The sequence below is a fragment of the Flavobacterium sp. LS1P28 genome (genome assembly GCF_003970335.1).
GTDB lineage: Bacteria > Bacteroidota > Bacteroidia > Flavobacteriales > Flavobacteriaceae > Flavobacterium.
In genome coordinates this window covers 192,738-211,728 of the sequence record NZ_RYDI01000002.1, presented here as the reverse complement: position 1 = coordinate 211,728, position 18,991 = coordinate 192,738, and the positions used below count along the sequence as shown (strand labels likewise).

Annotated in this window: 20 protein-coding genes; 10 read left to right on the top strand and 10 right to left on the bottom strand. The window is 34.3% G+C overall.

The features are described from left to right. Positions 1-2: 2 nt before the first annotated feature. The 5 genes from EKL97_RS02850 to murI all read left to right on the top strand — a co-directional run bounded on the left by EKL97_RS02850 (position 3) and on the right by murI (position 5,878). Positions 3-743 (top strand): isoprenyl transferase, encoded by a 741-nt coding sequence (locus tag EKL97_RS02850; RefSeq protein ID WP_126458549.1) that lies wholly within the window; start codon positions 3-5, stop codon positions 741-743. Further along, on the top strand, positions 676-3,405 hold the full coding sequence (locus tag EKL97_RS02845; protein ID WP_126458546.1) for an outer membrane protein assembly factor: 2,730 nt from the start codon (positions 676-678) through the stop codon (positions 3,403-3,405). The genes EKL97_RS02850 and EKL97_RS02845 overlap by 68 nt, the downstream gene beginning before the upstream one ends. A 37-nt stretch (positions 3,406-3,442) precedes the next feature. Further along, entirely contained in the window at positions 3,443-4,465 is a 1,023-nt protein-coding gene (locus EKL97_RS02840; RefSeq protein WP_126562598.1) for an OmpH family outer membrane protein, read from the top strand. Between the two features lie 21 nt (positions 4,466-4,486). Then, the gene (locus tag EKL97_RS02835) at positions 4,487-4,987 is read left to right on the top strand and encodes an OmpH family outer membrane protein (RefSeq protein WP_126458540.1); all 501 of its coding nucleotides are present in this window, start codon (positions 4,487-4,489) and stop codon (positions 4,985-4,987) included. Positions 4,988-5,098: 111 nt separating this feature from the next. Then, complete coding sequence (gene murI / locus EKL97_RS02830; protein WP_126568033.1) at positions 5,099-5,878, top strand: glutamate racemase; 780 nt, start codon at positions 5,099-5,101, stop codon at positions 5,876-5,878. A 12-nt stretch (positions 5,879-5,890) separates the two neighbouring features. On the opposite strand, the gene EKL97_RS02825 is transcribed toward murI, so the two are convergent. Beyond that, on the bottom strand, positions 5,891-6,406 hold the full coding sequence (locus tag EKL97_RS02825; RefSeq protein WP_126458534.1) for a gamma carbonic anhydrase family protein: 516 nt from the start codon (positions 6,404-6,406) through the stop codon (positions 5,891-5,893). A gap of 11 nt (positions 6,407-6,417) precedes the next feature. Further along, on the bottom strand, positions 6,418-7,416 hold the full coding sequence (locus EKL97_RS02820) for a type IX secretion system membrane protein PorP/SprF (protein ID WP_126562599.1): 999 nt from the start codon (positions 7,414-7,416) through the stop codon (positions 6,418-6,420). A 168-nt stretch (positions 7,417-7,584) separates the two neighbouring features. On the opposite strand from EKL97_RS02820, the gene EKL97_RS02815 reads away from it, so the two are divergent. The 4 genes from EKL97_RS02815 to EKL97_RS02800 all read left to right on the top strand — a co-directional run bounded on the left by EKL97_RS02815 (position 7,585) and on the right by EKL97_RS02800 (position 10,831). Next, positions 7,585-8,484 carry a NifU family protein gene (locus EKL97_RS02815; RefSeq protein ID WP_126562601.1) on the top strand — a complete coding sequence of 300 codons (900 nt, stop codon included), beginning with the start codon at positions 7,585-7,587 and terminating at the stop codon, positions 8,482-8,484. A 204-nt stretch (positions 8,485-8,688) separates the two neighbouring features. Next, positions 8,689-8,787 carry a dodecin domain-containing protein gene (locus EKL97_RS16020; protein WP_317125150.1) on the top strand — a complete coding sequence of 33 codons (99 nt, stop codon included), beginning with the start codon at positions 8,689-8,691 and terminating at the stop codon, positions 8,785-8,787. Between the two features lie 508 nt (positions 8,788-9,295). Then, positions 9,296-9,916 (top strand): hypothetical protein, encoded by a 621-nt coding sequence (locus EKL97_RS02805; RefSeq protein WP_197037217.1) that lies wholly within the window; start codon positions 9,296-9,298, stop codon positions 9,914-9,916. Positions 9,917-9,982: 66 nt separating this feature from the next. Next, a complete protein-coding gene (locus EKL97_RS02800) occupies positions 9,983-10,831 on the top strand; it encodes a mechanosensitive ion channel family protein (protein WP_126568031.1) in 849 nt (282 codons plus the stop codon). 57 nt (positions 10,832-10,888) lie between these two features. Here the strand turns inward: EKL97_RS02800 and tsaB are convergent, their stop codons facing one another. The 4 genes from tsaB to EKL97_RS02780 form a co-directional block, all read right to left on the bottom strand. Continuing rightward, positions 10,889-11,557: a tRNA (adenosine(37)-N6)-threonylcarbamoyltransferase complex dimerization subunit type 1 TsaB gene (gene tsaB / locus EKL97_RS02795; RefSeq protein WP_126568029.1), complete on the bottom strand. Its 669-nt coding sequence runs from the start codon at positions 11,555-11,557 to the stop codon at positions 10,889-10,891. 97 nt (positions 11,558-11,654) lie between these two features. Continuing rightward, complete coding sequence (locus tag EKL97_RS02790; RefSeq protein ID WP_126554790.1) at positions 11,655-12,953, bottom strand: efflux RND transporter periplasmic adaptor subunit; 1,299 nt, start codon at positions 12,951-12,953, stop codon at positions 11,655-11,657. Between the two features lie 6 nt (positions 12,954-12,959). Next, complete coding sequence (locus EKL97_RS02785; RefSeq protein ID WP_126554788.1) at positions 12,960-14,330, bottom strand: TolC family protein; 1,371 nt, start codon at positions 14,328-14,330, stop codon at positions 12,960-12,962. A gap of 82 nt (positions 14,331-14,412) precedes the next feature. After that, entirely contained in the window at positions 14,413-15,093 is a 681-nt protein-coding gene (locus EKL97_RS02780; protein WP_199742810.1) for an efflux RND transporter periplasmic adaptor subunit, read from the bottom strand. Positions 15,094-15,333: 240 nt separating this feature from the next. Here EKL97_RS02780 and EKL97_RS02775 point away from each other — a divergent pair, with 240 nt between their 5' ends. After that, complete coding sequence (locus tag EKL97_RS02775) at positions 15,334-16,743, top strand: DUF4403 family protein (RefSeq protein ID WP_126568026.1); 1,410 nt, start codon at positions 15,334-15,336, stop codon at positions 16,741-16,743. A 33-nt stretch (positions 16,744-16,776) separates the two neighbouring features. Here EKL97_RS02775 and EKL97_RS16015 read toward each other — a convergent pair whose 3' ends face one another. The 4 genes from EKL97_RS16015 to EKL97_RS02755 form a co-directional block, all read right to left on the bottom strand. Then, positions 16,777-16,926, bottom strand: coding sequence for a hypothetical protein (locus tag EKL97_RS16015; RefSeq protein ID WP_317125129.1), 150 nt, complete (start codon positions 16,924-16,926; stop codon positions 16,777-16,779). Between the two features lie 109 nt (positions 16,927-17,035). Then, positions 17,036-17,620, bottom strand: a complete 585-nt coding sequence (locus tag EKL97_RS02765; RefSeq protein ID WP_126554782.1) for a DUF420 domain-containing protein — start codon at positions 17,618-17,620, stop codon at positions 17,036-17,038. Beyond that, on the bottom strand, positions 17,621-18,307 hold the full coding sequence (locus EKL97_RS02760) for an SCO family protein (protein ID WP_126554780.1): 687 nt from the start codon (positions 18,305-18,307) through the stop codon (positions 17,621-17,623). A gap of 11 nt (positions 18,308-18,318) precedes the next feature. After that, complete coding sequence (locus EKL97_RS02755) at positions 18,319-18,960, bottom strand: hypothetical protein (protein WP_126458498.1); 642 nt, start codon at positions 18,958-18,960, stop codon at positions 18,319-18,321. Positions 18,961-18,991 lie beyond the last annotated feature (31 nt).

The following is an 18,991-nucleotide window of genomic DNA, read 5'->3' as shown; positions in this document are numbered from 1 at the left end:
AAATGAATTTACTAGACACTATAGATGCAACGAACCTACCAAACCATTTGGCTATCATAATGGATGGTAATGGCCGTTGGGCAAAACAAAAAGGACTCTTACGAGCTTTAGGTCATGAAAGCGGGACAAAATCAGTAAAAAAAATAATTGAAGCCAGTGCTAAACTAGGGATTGATTTTCTAACACTCTATGCTTTTTCTACCGAAAACTGGAACAGGCCCAAACTAGAAGTAGAAACCTTAATGAAGGTACTCATCAACTCCTTAAAAAAGGAATTAAAAACCTTACAAGAAAACAATATAAAACTGAATGCTATTGGTAATTTAGAAAAATTACCAAAATCTGCACAAAAAGAGCTCCTCGACGTTATTAGTAAGACAAAAGACAACACGCAAATGACACTAACCCTAGCGTTAAGCTACGGTTCCAGGGAGGAAATTGTCACTGCTGTAAAAAACATTTGCAGTAAAGTTAAAAATAATATAATTTCAATAGACACTATTGACGATTCCATTATTAATGAGCATCTTTACACGCAAAATTTACCTGATGTAGATTTATTAATACGAACTAGTGGAGAGCATAGAATAAGTAACTTTTTGTTATGGCAAATTGCCTATGCAGAATTATATTTTACTGATGTATTATGGCCAGACTTTAAAGAACAAGATTTATATGAGGCTATCATTAGTTATCAAAAAAGAGAACGTAGATTTGGAAAAACAAGTGAACAAATTAAATAATTATTTAGTGTTAAATAAAAGCATCAGAATAGCCCTCACCGTTTTAATTTTAGGAAGTTTTACACAAGTTAAAGCACAAGAAAGAGTTCCTTTTGATCAAGGAAAAAAATACATCTTAGGAGATGTAACAGTTGTTGGCGATATCACTTTCAACACTCAAACTGTAGTTACTTTTGCTGGTCTGCAAAAAGGACAATCGATAACTATTCCTGGTGAACAAATAAGCAGCGCCATAAAAAAACTAGGAAAACTGGGCTTGTTCGATGAAATTTCATTTTATATCAATAGAATAGAAAATGACAGCATCTATCTTGATTTGAATATCGTGGAATTACCTAAATTGAGTGGTGTAAAATTTGTAGGTGTAAAAAAATCAAAAACGGAAGCTTTAATTAAAGACAACAGCCTTAACAAAGGGAAAGTAGTCAATGAAAATTTAATTACCACTACAAAAAACTACATCGAGAACAAGTATAAAAAAGATGGGTATTACAACACCAAAGTAAACATAAATACTGCCAAAGACACAGCTACGATAAACCAAGTCAACATGGTTATCAATGTAGACAAAGGAAATAAAGTAAAAATACAAAAAATTGATTTTGTAGGAAACACAAAAATATCCGATAAAGTATTGCGTAAAGCAATGAAGGATACCAAACAAAAAAACTTCCTGCGTGTTTTAAAAGGCTCTAAATTTATAAAAGAAAAATACAAATCGGATTTAGAAAACGTAATCGCTTCTTACAAAGAGAAAGGCTATAGAGATGCCAGAATACTTTCGGATTCTGTTACCTATGACAAAGACAAAAAAGCCTTAATGATTAAAATAAATGTCGAGGAAGGAAATAAATACTTTTTTGGAAACATTAAATTTTTAGGAAATACCGTTTATCCGGATCAATATCTAAACAGAATTTTAGGTGTCAAAAAAGGGGAAACCTACAACGGAGTACTTCTGGAGAAAAGAATTGCAGACAAATCAAAACCTGACGGAGAGGACATCACGAATTTATACCAAAACAGCGGTTATTTATTTTCTAATATCAATGCTGTAGAGGTAAGAACCGCAAATGATACCATTGACTTTGAAATCAGAGTTACTGAAGGACCAATTGCATACTTCAATAAAATTACAGTAGTAGGAAATGACAAGACCAATGACCGTGTAATTTACCGGGAATTAAGAACCAAACCAGGAGAGAAATATAGCAAAGAAGAGTTAGTACGAACCATTAGAGAGATTGGCCAATTAGGATTTTTTGATCCGGAAGCCATCGATCCAAAATTCAAGAATGTAGATTCAGGAGCAGGAACTGTAGACATTGAATACAATCTGGTGGAGAAAGGATCCAGCCAAATCGAACTTCAAGGTGGTTACGGTGGTGGTGGTTTCATTGGAACATTAGGACTTTCTTTTAATAACTTTTCAGCCAGAAACTTACTCAATAAAGAAGCCTACAAACCGCTTCCTATGGGAGATGGTCAAAAAGTATCGTTACGTTTACAGGCCAGCACCTTTTTTCAAACGTATAGCGTCTCGTTTTCCGAGCCTTGGTTTGGAGGTAAAAAACCCGTATCTTTTAGTACCTCATTGTCATACAGCAAACAATTTTTGAATAATTTTATAACACAAAGAGCCGATAAAAGTAAGAGTTTTAATATCATTACATTGTCCGTTGGCTTGTCAAAAAGATTAACGGTGCCGGATGACAACACGTATTTATCTCAATCCGTAAGTTACCAACATTATGATTTAAATAATTACAACACTGGATTATTTACTTTTGGAAACGGGTCTTCCAGAAATTTAGCGTATACTATAGGACTAACGCATACTAATAAAGGATTCAATCCTATATTTCCAACGTACGGTTCTGAATTTAGTTTAACCGCTAAATTTACACCACCCTATTCATTGTTGAATGGAATAGATTATGCCACACTAGGCGATAAAGAAGAATACAAATTAAAAAACACTGTAGACCGACAAAATGTGCCTGATGGAAATGGGAATATTGTTCAAATTGGAGATTATATTGACACCAACGGAAACAAAGTGACCGATTTTAACCTGGCGGCAACAAACATTAGTAAAGTAGATCAAGAGCGATTTAAATGGTTGGAATATTATAAAATAAAGTTTAAAGCGGACTGGTATACTAAGATTTACGGAAAATTAGTCCTTAGAACGTTGACTGAATTTGGATTTCTTGGAGCATACAATCAAGACAGAGGTTCAGTTCCGTTTGAACGATTTTATCTTGGGGGTGACGGACTGGCTAACTTTTCTATGGATGGTAGAGAAACCATTCAGTTAAGAGGGTATCCTAATAATTCATTGACACCCGTAAATAGCACAGGAGATCAAATTGGAGCTACGGTTTTTAACAAATTTTCAATGGAGTTACGCTATCCAATAACATTAAAATCATCCGCATCAATTTATGCTTTGGCATTCATGGAAGCAGGTTCGTCATTTAGTGATTTCAAGAGCTATAACCCTTTTGCCTTAAATCGTTCCGCAGGAGTTGGATTGCGTGTATTCATGCCCGCATTTGGTTTATTGGGAATTGATTTTGGCCATGGTTTTGACGCTCTGCCCGGACAAGCAGAACCAAACGGATGGGAAACTCACTTTATTATTGGACAACAATTCTAAAAAATTGATTTAAAATTTTTCTAGTACGTTACTATTTATGAGAAAACAATTTTTATATCTTTTTTTAATTTTAGCAGTTGCGCAGACTATGAAAGCGCAAACTAGAGGAACCAAACTGGGCTATATTGATATGGAATACATTTTACAGAATGTTCCAAATTATACCGAAGCAAAAGTTCAATTAGAGCAAAAAGCCCAAAAATGGAAACTAGAAATTGAAACTAAAAAAATTGAAATCAATAAATTGAAAGATGCGTTAAAAGCCGAAAAAGCACTATTAACCAAAGAACTCATTAGCGAAAGAGAAACAGAAATTAGTTTCCTCGAAAATGAAAATTTAGACTATCAACAAAAAAGATTTGGACCCAATGGCGATTTGATCCTACAAAAATCTATTTTGGTAAAACCAATACAGGATCAAATTTTTACTGCCGTTCAGGATATTGCTGAAGCAAAAAAATATGATTTCATCTTTGATAAAGCCTCTGATCTTACCATGCTGTTTGCAGCAAAAAGATTTGATATCAGTGAGCAAGTTTTACGTGTATTGAACCGTACAGAAAAAAGAGAACAACTGACAAAAAAACAACTTCAGGAAGAAGAAGCCAGAGAAAGCAAGGAAGATGCGTTAGATGAAAATCCTACCTTAGCCGATAGACAAAAAATCCTGAACGATAAAAAAATAGCCCGAGACAAATTGCTTGAAGACCGAAAATTACTTCAAGAACAAAGAAAAAAAGAATTTAACGACAAGCGAAAACAAATAATAGCTGACAGAGAAGCTAAAAAAACTGGCACGGTTTCTGCAAATGTCAAAACAATTGACACCGTTACAGCACCATCAGTAAGTGACTTAAAAAAAGAAAAAGCTAAAGAAACTGTTGAATTAGCCAAACAAAAACAAGCTGATGCCAGAACTAAAACATTGGAAGATCGTAAAAAAGTCATTGAAGATCGCAGGAAAGCTTTAGAAGAAAGAAGAAAAAAAATACTGGAAGACAGAGAAGCTCTCAAAAAAGCAAAAGAGGAAAAAATAAAAGAAAATACAAACAATAATTAATTACTAAATACTTTAAAAACGATGAAACAAATCAAAACCCTATTAATTGCTGCCCTTGTTATTTTAGGAGCAAATCAAACAATTACTGCACAAACAAAAACAGCACATGTAGATGTAAGTGAAATTATGACAAAAATGCCTGCAATGTTAGATGCTCAAAAACAATTAGACAAATTGAGTACTACGTATGATGCTGATTACAAAAAAATGGTTGAAGAATACCAAGCTAAATTAAAAAAGTACGAAGCAGAAGCAGCAACAGTTACTGAAGTTATAAACACAGAACGTTCTAAAGAAGTTCAGGACATGCAAAAAAGAATTGTTGACTACAGAGACAATGCTCAAAAAGAATTGCAACAAAAAGAATCTGATATCGTAAAACCATTAATGGAAAAAGTAAGAGCTTCGATCCAAAAAGTGGGTAAAGCAAAAGGGTATCAATATGTTTTAGACGGTTCAACTCTTTTACTTGCTGATGGTCCAAACTTGACTATGGATGTAAAAAAAGATTTAGGTTTCTAAGAAAAAGAACAAAATTCAAAAAAACTGCTCACCTTATATTAGGACAGAGCAGTTTTTTTTGTTCAACAAATATTCTAGGAAATTAAAATTTCAGCGCGTAACTTTGTTTCTATGAACAACAACGATCAACCTATAGGGATTTTTGACTCAGGAATAGGTGGCACCTCCATCTGGAAAGCAATTCACAAACTACTTCCAAACGAAAAAACCATATACCTTGCCGATAGCAGGAATGCACCTTACGGACAAAAAACAAAAGAGGAAATTGTTGCATTAAGCATGAAAAATACCGAATTCCTGCTTGATATGAAATGTAAATTAATTGTAGTTGCCTGCAATACGGCAACAACTAATGCCATTCAAGAATTAAGATCTAAATATAATGTTCCTTTCATAGGAATAGAACCTGCGATAAAACCAGCAGTCTCTCATTCAAAAACACAAATAATAGGAATTCTGGCTACACAAGGCACGCTAAACAGTGAACTTTTCAATAAAACCACTGAAAAGTACCAAGACACTAAAATAATTGAGCAGGTGGGACATGGATTAGTGCAATTAATTGAAAATGGAGAGGTCAACTCGCCCGAAATGACCACATTACTTCAAGCCTACCTGATTCCTATGATTAATGCCAATATTGATTATTTAGTATTAGGTTGCAGTCACTATCCGTATCTGATTCCTCAAATAAAAAAAATCCTTCCCAAACACATTCACATTATAGATTCCGGTGAAGCAGTTGCCAAACAAACTCAAAACATATTGCGGGAAAATATAGGTTTCGCATCATCACAAAACAACGAACCTATTTTTTATACCAACACCAATCCAAAAGTATTGACTGAAATTTTAGAAAACAAGTATAGGGTAGAACAGGAAAATTTCTAAAACGGCTGAATATTACTCCTCCTTGAACCAACTGGAATACATAACATAATTATTCGAAATGCGTTCAATTTCTCCTGCAAAATCGGACTGATCTATATCCTTAACTTTTCTAGCGGGAACTCCTGCCCAGATTGTCCCTGAGCCTACAACAGTGTTCTGAGTAACAACAGCACCGGCAGCTACAATAGAATTACTTTCGATAACACAATTGTCCATTACTATCGCCCCCATTCCAATCAACACATTGTCGTGAACCTCACAACCATGCACGATTGCATTATGTCCAATAGAAACATTATTTCCTATGAGTGTAGGATGTTTTTTGTACGTACAATGAATAATAGCACCATCTTGAATATTGACTTTGTTTCCAATTTTAATACAATTAACATCGCCTCTGATAACAGCATTAAACCATACACTACAGTTGGTTCCAAAAGTAACATCCCCAATAATAGTGGCATTTTCAGCAACATAACAATCCTTCGGAATAGAAGGTGATTTACCGTTGACAGATTTTATTAGCATGATAAGATAAATTAGTTAATTGCCGGACAATTGCAATCGTATTTTACAGGTTTACAAAACAAATCAATCCCAAGGGTAATTTGGTGGTAACCACCATTATCAAATTTAACCGCTCCAGACAATTGAGAATACGTATAAGCGACCATAAATTGATCAAAATTCACACCCACAATTGGTGTTATGTATTGCAGTTTTTGTTTGGAAATTGTATTGCCATCAAGATATTCTGCACCATCAAAACTTCTTCGATAGGACAATCCACCCCAAACTCTACCAAAATCTAAATTTTTATATGCTTTCAAATTAAGGTCAATTGACTTCTCTTTAGTTTGATCCACCAATTGGAATAAAACAGAAGGCTCCCATAAAATTTGATCTGAATTACCAAAAACATACCCTGCACTGAATAAAAACTTCCTTAAGTTATCACTTTCATATTCCGTGTAAATATTTCTTCTCGTTTCAATTGCGTTTTTTACTGTCGCATGCGCGTAAAAATCTAAAAAATTATAGGATATTCCAAAGTCCACGTTAAAATAAGAATCTTTTTGCACCACGGTTCCGTCAATTATTGGATCAAAATCCCCTGACTGCAAAAAAGCGGTTTCATCTAATTGACTTTGTATCAATCCACCACTAATCCCGAAAGACAATTGATTTAAATCAATTTCATCTCTTGAAAACATAAGGTGATACGCATACGTCAATTTTATTCCTTTTTGAGAATGATACCCGTTTTTATCATTAAAAAGTATAAAACCCGCTCCTGCTTTTTCACCTACTTTACCATTAAAACTAAGTGTTTGTAACTCAGGCGCGTCCTTCTGATCGAACCATTGCTTACGACCGGTTAACCTAATTTTAGCACAATTTGCCGCTCCGGCCATAGAAGGATGTATCAAGTAATAATTGTCTGACAGATAATCTGAGTACACCGGTATTCCTTCCTGAGAAAAGGAATAATGTGACATCAAAAAAATAATGGCTAGAAATCTAATCTTATTATACATTCAAATACTTTTTAGTAAAACGGATGCGATCAAAAAACAATATAAATTATTAAAAAAAAGCAAAAACCGAATCAAACACGTAAATTAAAGTTAATTTATTCATTAAAAAATCAAATATAGGTATTCGTAGAAAATAACTTTAGTAAATTTGTAAAAAATTCAAAACTGATGAACAAAGTTACCATAAAAGAGACCCAAAATCCAACGATATTAAAATTTGAATTTAACGATTTCATCACTCAAAATGAAAGTTTTGAATTCAAAAATATAGACGAGGCAAAAACATCCCCTTTAGCACAACAATTATTTTACCTGCCTTTCGTAAAAACAATTTATATCTCCGGGAATTTTATTGCCGTTGAAAAATATAATATTGTTGAATGGGATGATGTCAAAGATGCTGTGGCGCAACAAATAGAAAAATTTGTAAATGATGGCGGATTAATCATTACTATAGAAGAAAATAAGTCTAAAAAACAACCGGTGACCGTGTATGGCGAAACAACTCCTAATCCGTCAGCTTTGAAATTTGTAGTTAGCAAAATACTCACTAAAAACGCTATTGAATTCAAAAATATCGATCAAACTGGCGCTTCTCCATTGGCAAAAGAACTGTTCAAATTCCCTTACGTAAAAGAAATTTTTATTGATGAGAATTACATCTCCGTAACTAAATACGAAGTCAATGAATGGCAAGAAATTACCTTAGAACTAAGAAGTTTCATCAAGCAATACATAGAAAATGGCGGAACTGTTTTAGATGAAAATTATATTGCCACGGTAACTGCAGAAGAAAAAATAAAAGTAAAAGAATTTGACACCCTGGATGTCACTTCGCAACAAATCATTAATATATTAGAAGAATATGTAAAACCCGCAGTACAAGCTGATGGTGGAAATATAGCCTTCGATTCCTATAACGAAGCCGACAAAACTGTAAAAGTGATTTTACAAGGTGCTTGTAGCGGATGTCCTTCTTCTACATTTACTTTAAAAAGCGGGATAGAAAACATGTTAAAAAGCATGTTAAATGACGAAAGCATCAAAGTAGAGGCAATAAATGCATAAAAAGGAAAAATAATTCAAAACATTGATTTAAATATAGTTACGTTAAAAAAATGTGTTTTAAATTGAAAATACATTTTAATATTTAACTTAACACCTAGAAATCAGGTCACTATCAAAAGTAATTGAAATTCTTTGCAGTTCTGAAACAAGTTGGCAAGATGGAGCTCGAAAAGAATAGCCAAAGCCTGAAAATCTGTAAAACACATGCGGTCCGTCTATGTCCATGACCAAAGCGCAACCATCAGTACTGGTGTTATAACAGAATTTAGAATAAATCTAAAATTAACTTTCGAACACGAATAGAGTAGCTAAAAAAATCAAAGCGTTTCATCAGAAGCGCTTTTTTTAGGAGCTATTTCCCGTTATCCGTTACAATCTTTTTCTTTTAAAAAAAAAGAAAAAGGATTTCCACTTCTACCGGGGCTAAAAAAATTTCCATGAATAAATTCAATTTTGAAACCAGTCCCTATTTATTACAACACCCCAAAAATCCAGTAAACCGAAAACTCTGATTTCAAAATCATTGGCACCAACCCTAGAAAAAGACAAACCCAACATTATAAACACCGATAATTCCCCTGCCATGGACAACCAACCTGTACGGCACTACTGCAGCAATGACAGAAATACAAAACTATCAAATTCTCTTTTTTACAGGCACGCATCTCAAGCCAAGAAAAACTGTAATACTTGATTCAAAATAAAACCTGTCTACTGCCAAATACTGATTATCAACAAATTATTAATGATTTAATAAAGTAATCATAGAAAAAAATCACTACTATTGTAAGACCAATCAAATAGAAATACCATGGGACTAGCATCATTTTTTAAAAAATTATTTGGCTCAGCCAAAGAAACGACTAATGAATTAGCGAACAAAGCAGAAACTAGTTTTGATCACGCCAAAAAAACAGCGGCACCTTACTTAGAAAAAGCAGAGAATTTCGTAGCAGAAACATTTGAAAAAACAAAAGAAAGCGCAACACCCTATTTTGAAAAAGCAGAACTTTTTGCTGAAGATACTTTTGAAAAAGCAAAAGAAACGGCAGCGCCAATTATAGAAAAAGCAGAACACTTTGCCAGCAATACTAGAGAAGTATTAAGCGAGTATTCAGCCAAAACCGGAGAAGCTCTTGGGGATTTAGTAAATAGTATAAAAGAAAAAACTGATGCAACTGCTGACAAAGCATCAGATATGGCCATTGAGAAAAAAACAAGCGTATCTGAAGTTATTGATACCCTAAAAGAAAAAGCAAGCGAAACTGCTGACAAAGCAGAAGACTTAGCCAGTGATGCAAAAACAACCGCTTCTGAAGTTGTTGATACCCTAAAAGAAAAGGCAAGTTCCCTTGCACATGATGGCGATGAAGAACTAAAACAGAGCAAAAAAGAAACCATAAATAAAATAGAAGAAGAAGATGCCGATTAATTTATTCGTATTTTTGTCTTTCAAACTTAACCTTCTCCTTTTGAGAAGGTTTTTTATTATATAAAAATGAATTTAGATCCAGACCAACTTACTAATTACGCTGATACTTTTTTAAAAGTATTGATAGATTATTCTCCAAAATTAATTTCTGCCTTTATAATTCTATTTGCTGGACTTTATATCATCCGTCTCATCAATAGGTTTATCAGAAGAATAATGGTGAAAAGGAATCTAGACCCTACACTGACAAAATTTCTGGCAGATATTTTAGTTTGGGTCTTACGAATAATTTTATTTGTATCCTTTATTTCGAAACTAGGGATTGAAACATCTTCCTTTGTGGCCATTCTCGGTGCAATGGGACTTGCTGTAGGCTTATCTCTCCAAGGATCACTCTCCAATTTTGCAGGCGGCATGTTGATTATTCTCTTTAAACCCTTTAAGGTTGGCCATACAATTGAAGCCCAAGGGGTCATTGGAACTGTTAACGAGATACAAATATTTGTAACCAAATTAATCACCGCTAACAATCAAACTATTTTTATACCCAATGGATCTTTATCAAATGGAAATATCATAAATTATTCTTTACAAAGGATCAGAAGAGCTGATTTGACAATTGCTATTTCTTATGATACGGATATTAAAAAAGCGCGCGAAATGATAACGGCAGTTCTAAAGAACAATCCAAAAGTGCTTGAAACACCTGCTGCTGAAGTATCCGTAAAAAACCTCACCGACAGCGCCATCCAAATAGCGGTAAGACCTTGGGCTACAAATGAAGATTTTTGGGATGTTTATGCCGATACATTAGAAAACTGCAAACAAGCATTTGATACCGCGGGAATTATTATTCAGCCTTATGTTAAAGAGTCTTCAAAAAAGAATAACACGGAGAGTAATGAAATAGAATAAGAAAGGCAGAAGTTACGACACTATTATTTTAAAACCCAGATTCCACAAAAGCAATAACTATTTTTTTGAAGTCGTAATCAAAAAATCTTTCAAATAATAAGGCTCAAAGTACGCAACATCAACGGTGTCACTTACTTTGAATTTCTCATAACTCAAAGCGCTCATTTCTTTGGCAGAAGGATATTTAATCTCCTCTAAAAATATATGGTTTTTTTTAGTTAAAACTAACTTGCATTTCTCGGCACAATCTCCAACAAAATAGATAGATTCCTGCAAATCTTCAAATGAATTCTCCGTAATTATTTCGGCAAGAACTTCTCGTTTTTTTACTAAATTCGGGTTAAAAACAGCACTATATACTTCCATTCTTCGCGCATCAATCATGGGAATAATCAATCCGCTGGAAACTGTAACCTGCGATGCCAACGCTTGCAAAGTATCAATAGCAATCAATGGGATGTTCAGTGCATAGCAAAGCCCTTTTGCTGCCGAAACCCCAATTCGCAATCCAGTATAAGAACCCGGTCCCTGACTTACGGCAACAGCAGATAAATCCTGAAACGTAATTCCGGCTTCTTTGATAATTTCCTCAATAAAAACATGCAATCGTTCCGCGTGGGAATATCCTTCTTCTGCTATTTCTTTGCAAAGAATCGTTTTTCCTTCTTTTGCAAGAGCTACCGAGCAATTTTTAGTGGCGGTTTCAATATTTAATAAGTAAGACAAGCCGTTTAAAGTTTAAAGTTTAAAGTTCCTCTCGAAACCTTTAATTTGTTTTATTTTTGAATTACAAAATTCGCATTATTTATCCTGTTTTTCGCTTTTATTTTTTCATAATTTCCTTATCTTTTTTCAGCATCACTTTATCTCCTGAATTCAGTTCCTTAGCGACTGTAGAGTATGGCCCGGTAATGACCACATCGCCTTTTTTAAGACCTGTCAAAACTTCAATATTAGTATCATCCTGAATTCCGGTTTTAATAACTCTAATTTTTGCTTTATCCCCTACTTTTACGAACACACATTCGTATTTTTTATCACTTTTAGGCGATGCTTCTTTTTGTTCTTCAGCTGGATCTGCCACTTTAATCTCTTTGACTGAAGCCGTATCTGACTTTATAACAACAGCACTTATAGGCACTGTCAGTATATTTGTTTTTGTATCGGTAATAATATCAACCGTTGCGGTCATTCCAGGTCTAAAAGGGGAATATGTTTCTGGTCTTCCTTTAAGTAAATCTTGATAAGATTCCTTCAAAATTCTAACTTTTACTTTAAAATTAGTGACCTGATCAGCTGTCAAGGCGGAACTGGCTGAATTAGAAATACTAGTTACCGTCCCTTTAAATTGTTTTTTTAAATAGGCATCTACCTCCACATTTGCTTCATCTCCTACTTTAATTTTTACAATATCATTTTCATTGACATCCACTTCCACTTCCATATTATTTAAATTGGCCACTCTTAAAATCTCCGTTCCGGTCATTTGTTGCGTACCCAAAACGCGCTCGCCCAGCTCTACATTCAGTACTGAAATGGTTCCGTCAGCGGGTGCATAAATGGTGGTACGCCCTAGATTATCTTTAGCCTCATTTACGGTTGCCGCAGCACTTTGAACATTAAAGTAAGCCGTTTGTTTTGATGCTTTAGCAACTTCATAAGAAGCAACTGCTTTATCCCAATCTGATTTTGAGATAATGCCTTTTTCAAATAATATTTTGTTTCTCTCGTAATTTGATTTGGATTCTTTAAAAGAGGCCTCCGCCTGACTCAAAGCAGCTCGTGTGCCTGATAAATTAGAAACGGAACGATTGTATCCTGAAGTATACAAATCCGGATTTATCTTGACCAATAAATCGCCTTTTTTAACGGCTTGTCCTTCTTTTACATTCAAAGAAATAATTTCGCCTGAAACCTCCGATGAAATTTTAACTTCAATTTCTGGTTGAATTTTCCCGGTAGCCGATACGGTTTCAATAATAGTTGAGGGATTGACCTGGGCGATTTCAATTTCTGTTCCCTCATCTTTATTTCCTATAACACCTGCTTTTGAAAGCGTTACTAACAATACAATAGCTGCTACTGAAACACCTAATACAATATAAATTGTTTTTTTTGACATGATAAATTAGTATTTGATAATTGGAATTCCAAAATAGAATTCTAGTATTTTGATTTTAAAAATATAATCGTATTTGGTTCTAATAATTTCTGATTGTGCATTCGTCAGTAAGGTTTGTGATTGATTAAAATCAAATGAATTCATCAAACCTACATCATATTTTTCTTTGGCATAATCGTAAGCGCCTTGTCTCGCCTCAAGTGCCACAACTGAGGATTCATAGGTATTTAGTGCGCCTTTAGCATCTGTAAAGGCAGTAAAAACATTACGCTGCAAATCTAAATCCTGCTGTTCCACTGCAATTTTTGACCGTTCTAAACTTACTTTTGAACGTTCTACATTGTTCCTCACCGAAAACCCATTGAATATCGGAATCGACAATTGTGCTCCAAAAGACTGTCCTTTATTACTATTAAACTGTTCGAAAAACGGAGCTGAATTTTTAGTGCCAATTAGATTCCTCATACTATCAAAGAAAGGGACATCAGCATAAGAAACTCGGCTATTAAAGCTGTAAAAACCTTGTAAAGTAGGTTGAAAAGCTCCTTTGGCAATCTCCAGATCTTTCTGTGCAATCTCCAGATTTGTTCTGGCAATTTTCAGTTCAGTTCTGTTTTCTAATGCTTTGTCATAAATAGCAGCTGGAGTTTGTACCATTATATTATTTTTATCTCTAATGTCAGTATCATCTACTACATCAAAATCTTCAAACTCTTTTAATTGCAACAACTGCGCTAAACTTAATTTAGAAATTAATAAAGCATTATCTGCAGCAATAACATTTTGATTGTTCAATGCTACTGTAGCTTTGATATCTAATAAATCCCCACGAGGAATTGAACCTGCTTTAACTAATTCTTCAGAGCGTACATATTGTTTTTCATTAATTTCCAACTGTTCTTTTTGTACTTTTAGATTTTCTTTATTAAAAAGAATCTGTAAGAAAGCGTTGGCAACATTCAGGGCAATATCCTCCTGCATTTTGAGTAATTGGTATTTAGCCGCCACAATTGAAAGATTAGCTCTTCGAAGTGTATTTTGATTTTGCAGTCCTTTATAAATATCCACTCCAACATTGGCTCCAGCCGAAGTAAACTGCGTCGTTTGGTTCTGCAAAAGCCCTGTTGTAATATCCTGATTCAAACCAATGTTCCAGGAATGTGATGCATTTGCATTTAAAGACGGCAGAAAATTTCCGATGGCTCCTTTTTTATCAATAAGAGCTGTTTTACTATCTAATTCAGATTGCTTGATGGAAATATTGTTTTGAATGGCATATTTCACGCATTCCTCGAGGGTCCATTTTTTGGATTGCGCCTGAATAGACAAACTGAACAGCGTGATAAAAACGAAACTGATATAACTATTTTTTTTCATATATTTTAGATGAAAGTGTAACAAAGGTACTACACATATTTAACATTTTTTAAAAAACTGAATTTCTTTTTTAAGTACAGATTTAGGGTTTCACTTCTTCGCTTTTTAAGCCTTGATTCCAAACTTTAATCGTATCGGAAGCTTTAATTCCACTTTTGATTTCGACATAAATACCATCGCTGATACCCAAGATTAACTCCTTTCTTATAAATTCCTGCGTCCCCGTTTGAATCTCTACGAATGGTTTTTGTGTCTTCTTATCAAATTGAATCAGCGCCTCTTTCAGCGCCAATACCTTATCCACTTTTTCAAGTATAATTGACACATTTACTCTCAAACCAGCGCGAATAAAAGTGTTCTCACTATTGGCTAATGATGCTTTGATTTCAAATTGGATGGCACCATTTTCAGTTTTACCTTTTGGAGCAATGTATTGCAATACGGCGTCAAATTTTTTGTTCTCGATAGCGCCAATGGTAATTTCGATGGGTAATTTTTCTTTTATTTCGCCCACTTCTGACTCGTCAATTTTCCCCACAAATATCATTCGGCCTACATCTGCAACACTTGCAATTGTTGTCCCATCATTGAAGTTATTACTTTCAACAACCTGATTCCCTACTTTTACGGGAACAGTATCTAAATTGTAATTCCCGGAATCTGCCTCATCCAGAATTCCAAGTATGTTTAATAGTGTTAATTTCCCTGAACCAGAGGAACCCATAATGGCCACTAGCTCGCCTTCCTTGATATTGAAATTAATCCCTTTTAAAACATGTAGATCAGAACTTCATATTTTATACGATTTGTACAGGTCTTTAATTTCAATCATAATCTGGCAATTTTAAAACACTATTTAATTAGTTTCAACAGTAAATTATACGGAAATAAAAAGAATGACTTCAAGGATTTTAACCATAAGACTTCGTTGCAGATAAAATGTTACACTTTAATCTTAAAAAAGAATAGTTTTATTAATTTTACCGCTTTAAACCCGAATTAAATGCCAAAAACGCTATCAACCCTGCTTACACTCTGTTCTATAATTTTATTTTTTAGCTGTTCGTCAACAAATCAAATTGAAGCTTTGAAACCTGAGCCTGACGACGCAACACCATTAGTCTATGAAAATACTCCGTCCTTTATCAACTTGCCCATCAGTATCAAACTGAAAGAAATTCAAAACCAAACCAACACTCTAATGAACGGCTTGATTTACGAAGACAACAACATTAACGATGATGGCATTGAAATGAAAGTTTGGAAATTGGCACCAATAAGTATCGTGAATGACCCGGAGAACTCAGGAGAAAAAATAAAAACTATTTTACCCTTAAAAGCGGTTGTGAAATACCGAATTGGCACTAAAAAAATGGGTATTGAATTGTATGATACGCGGGAATTCAACCTGAATGGCGTGATCACTTTAGTAAGCGAAATTAGCTTAACCAATTGGAAACTGAATACCACAACACAACTGCAATCATTGGACTGGAATGAAAGCCCAACGATGCGTGTTTTTGGAAAAAATGTTCCAGTTACCTATTTAATCAATCCTGCCATCCAATTATTTAAATCGAAAATCGAAAATAAAATTGATGCCGCTATTGCGAAATCAATGGATTTCAAGCCGAATGTGTTGGCCGCTTTAGAAAAAATTTGCACCCCTTTTCAAATGAGTACTACTTATAACAGTTGGCTTCGTATTGTTCCTATTGAAATTTATTCTACAAATGCCCAACTAAAAAAAGACACTTTTGTGTTGCAAATGGGGATGAAATGCAACATGGAAACCATAATAGGACAAGAACCTGATTCTAAATTTGATGCCTCAAAGATCATTTTAAAACCAGTTACTAAAATTCCAGAAGCCATCACTGCAAATATCATTGCTGTTTCGACCTATCAGGAGGCTTCAAAAATAATGACCAAGAATTTTGCAGGCCAGGAATTTAGCTCAGGATCAAAGAAAGTAAAAGTGCAAAATGTAGCAATTTGGCACAAAACCGGAAAAATGATTATTGCGCTAGAAATAACAGGATCTGTAAACGGAACACTCTATTTGTCCGGATTACCCAAATATAATGAACAAACAAAAGAGATCTATTTTGATCAATTGACCTATGCTTTGGATACCAAAAATAAATTGATGCGCACTGCTAGTTGGCTTGCACAAGGATTTGTATTGCGAAAAATGGAACAATCTTGCCGATATTCCTTGATACCAAATCTTGAAGAGGGTCAAAAAAATATACTGCCTTATCTAAAAAATTATTCTCCAATGCAAGGCGTGTTCATCAATGGAAAAATGGAAAACATTCAATTTCAAAGAATCCAATTGACAAATCAAGCCATCTTAGCCTTTATAAAAGTAAAAGGAACCATCAATGTCGCTATAAACGGCCTGAAATAATTTTTCCATTTTAAAAAAAATAAAAAGTGCTGTTTAACTGGATTTGTTTTTTTTCATTCGATAAATAGCGTAACCAATCCCTGCAACCAGAAGATAAGGAATTACCATTAAATATACAATTCCGTCATTAACCGCCGCTGCTGTAGTGGTATTTCCTTCACTCGTCAATGCTGCGCGACACATCGCACATTGGGCCTTTACAGAGGACGAAAAAAGAAAACAAATTAGTACAAATATAGATACGGACCACTTTCTGATGATGCTCTTGGTTTTTGAAATCTGGCTTTTACTTTTAATATACATAATAAGGGGAAATCATTAAATAAACAATTACTCCGGTAACGGCGACATACAACCAGATTGGGAAAGTAATTTTGGAGATCTTTTTATGACTTTCAAAATTTTGTGCTAATGCTCTAACGTACGTAATTAAAACCATTGGAATAATCGCAATCGATAAAATAATATGCGTGATTAAAATCAATAAATAAACGATTCGTAATGATCCTATAGTTACTCTTTCAGAATCCTCTAATATAAGATTATGGTTAGAATCTCCAAAAATAGCAGAAACGGACGTCATGTGATAGGCAACATACATTACCAAGAAGGCAATAGACAATGCAATAGCGCCTGTCATCAACCTTTCGTGTAATTTTCTTTTTCCGTTTTTAATTGCTACTACGGCTGCTACTAACAAAATCGCAGTAACCCCATTAGTGGCAGCATAAATGGGTGGCAAAAAAGAAAGAGGCGCTACATTATATCCCAAATCTTTTAATTTGACCCCAAAGAGTATAGCCACAACCACTGGTATTAATACCGATACCGCTATAATTAGCGTATTGTATTTTTTTTCTAAAGAACTGTTTTCCATTTACTCTTTTAATAAAATATTAATATCCTGTTGGATGTTCCTTACTCCTTTTTTATCTAAACCATCGTAATATAAAATTGGATTCCCAAAATCATCTTTTCTACAACGAATATTTCCATTCTTATCAATCAAGGCAAACAATCCTGAATGCTCGAATCCACCTGCTGCTTTATTATTTTCCCCAGCATAAAGATTAAATCCCTTATTGGCCAGATTAAAAATGTAGGCTTTATCCCCGGTCAAAAAATTCCAATTCGTAGATTTTACTCCTAAAAAGTCTGCATGCTCTTTTAATACTTCTGCAGTATCGTGCTCTGGATCTATAGTAATAGAAACGATCCCAAAATTAGGATTTCCGAAAAAACTTTTTTCAATAAGAAGCATACTTTCATTCATCTTTGGACAAATAGTAGGACAAGTTGAAAAGAAAAACTCTAAAACATAGACCTTTCCTTTGTAGGTTTCATTCGTTATTTTTTTATTGTCTTGATTTGTCAATTCGAATTGTGGGGCTGGACCAATTTTAGTTAGCTTCTCACCTTCTATAACTGCTGGCCTCACACTGTCCAGACGATCGCCCTGAACCACTTTGTCATTTTTAATTCTATCTACAATTTTTGGAATCGCATAGATGCCAAAAATCAAAATAATAAACGAAATACCGATATATGATTTATTCTTAAACATAAACTATAAATTTAAATTTTTCTACTGGCATTCTTATTTTTCTTCAGAGCAGCGCGATATTCATACAAAATGACTTTAAAATCATCCAGCATTTCATTGCTTAACTCAGCGGGGTGAAACGTATTATACCCCTCTTTGGTATCTTTTACTAATTTCCTCCCTCGAAGATTGCGTTCTTTATCGATGATATACACTTTGGGAGTCCCTAACTTTTGGTCAAGGTTCTCGATCAGTTTTAATTGCTTGTGATACGCTTGAATTTCTTCAGCTGAGGCAAACACAAAACGCCATTGTGCCATATCTGTAAAAGCGGACAAGGCATCAACTACTTTCTTCGCATCTTTCTCAGTCCCTATAGGGCAAATTACTACGAACTGGACATCTTTAAACTTATGATACGTTTGATAAATTTTCTGATTTAGGTTAAAAAGGTTGCCTCGGTTTATCAAAAGATCTGTCCCTGAAAACCCCAGAACGGTAACCTTATCATTTAAACTGATTTTTCCTCCGTCTAAAGTAGACCAATCTCCAAAATCAGCTGTTTTAGGGGTTACAATAGGAAGTTTTGTAAAACTGTTTACACCAGAAGCAAAAAAGAGGTACGCAACGATGGGTAAAATAAAAAGAACAAAAAGAACACTATTTTTTTTCATTGTGACAATGCTATTTATTAAAGTACAAAAA

Coding starts and splice junctions, on each gene's coding strand:
- EKL97_RS02765 (WP_126554782.1), bottom strand. CDS start 17,620: ATGGAAAACAGTTCTTTAGAAAAAAAATACAATACGCTAATTATAGCG.
- EKL97_RS02775 (WP_126568026.1), top strand. CDS start 15,334: ATGCCAAAAACGCTATCAACCCTGCTTACACTCTGTTCTATAATTTTA.
- EKL97_RS02820 (WP_126562599.1), bottom strand. CDS start 7,416: ATGTATAATAAGATTAGATTTCTAGCCATTATTTTTTTGATGTCACAT.
- EKL97_RS02755 (WP_126458498.1), bottom strand. CDS start 18,960: ATGAAAAAAAATAGTGTTCTTTTTGTTCTTTTTATTTTACCCATCGTT.
- murI (WP_126568033.1), top strand. CDS start 5,099: ATGAACAACAACGATCAACCTATAGGGATTTTTGACTCAGGAATAGGT.
- EKL97_RS02800 (WP_126568031.1), top strand. CDS start 9,983: ATGAATTTAGATCCAGACCAACTTACTAATTACGCTGATACTTTTTTA.
- EKL97_RS02805 (WP_197037217.1), top strand. CDS start 9,296: ATGGGACTAGCATCATTTTTTAAAAAATTATTTGGCTCAGCCAAAGAA.
- EKL97_RS16020 (WP_317125150.1), top strand. CDS start 8,689: ATGCGGTCCGTCTATGTCCATGACCAAAGCGCAACCATCAGTACTGGT.
- EKL97_RS02790 (WP_126554790.1), bottom strand. CDS start 12,953: ATGTCAAAAAAAACAATTTATATTGTATTAGGTGTTTCAGTAGCAGCT.
- EKL97_RS02760 (WP_126554780.1), bottom strand. CDS start 18,307: ATGTTTAAGAATAAATCATATATCGGTATTTCGTTTATTATTTTGATT.
- EKL97_RS02825 (WP_126458534.1), bottom strand. CDS start 6,406: ATGCTAATAAAATCTGTCAACGGTAAATCACCTTCTATTCCGAAGGAT.
- EKL97_RS02850 (WP_126458549.1), top strand. CDS start 3: ATGAATTTACTAGACACTATAGATGCAACGAACCTACCAAACCATTTG.
- EKL97_RS02845 (WP_126458546.1), top strand. CDS start 676: ATGAGGCTATCATTAGTTATCAAAAAAGAGAACGTAGATTTGGAAAAA.
- EKL97_RS02785 (WP_126554788.1), bottom strand. CDS start 14,330: ATGAAAAAAAATAGTTATATCAGTTTCGTTTTTATCACGCTGTTCAGT.
- EKL97_RS02840 (WP_126562598.1), top strand. CDS start 3,443: ATGAGAAAACAATTTTTATATCTTTTTTTAATTTTAGCAGTTGCGCAG.
- EKL97_RS02815 (WP_126562601.1), top strand. CDS start 7,585: ATGAACAAAGTTACCATAAAAGAGACCCAAAATCCAACGATATTAAAA.
- EKL97_RS16015 (WP_317125129.1), bottom strand. CDS start 16,926: ATGTGTCGCGCAGCATTGACGAGTGAAGGAAATACCACTACAGCAGCG.
- EKL97_RS02835 (WP_126458540.1), top strand. CDS start 4,487: ATGAAACAAATCAAAACCCTATTAATTGCTGCCCTTGTTATTTTAGGA.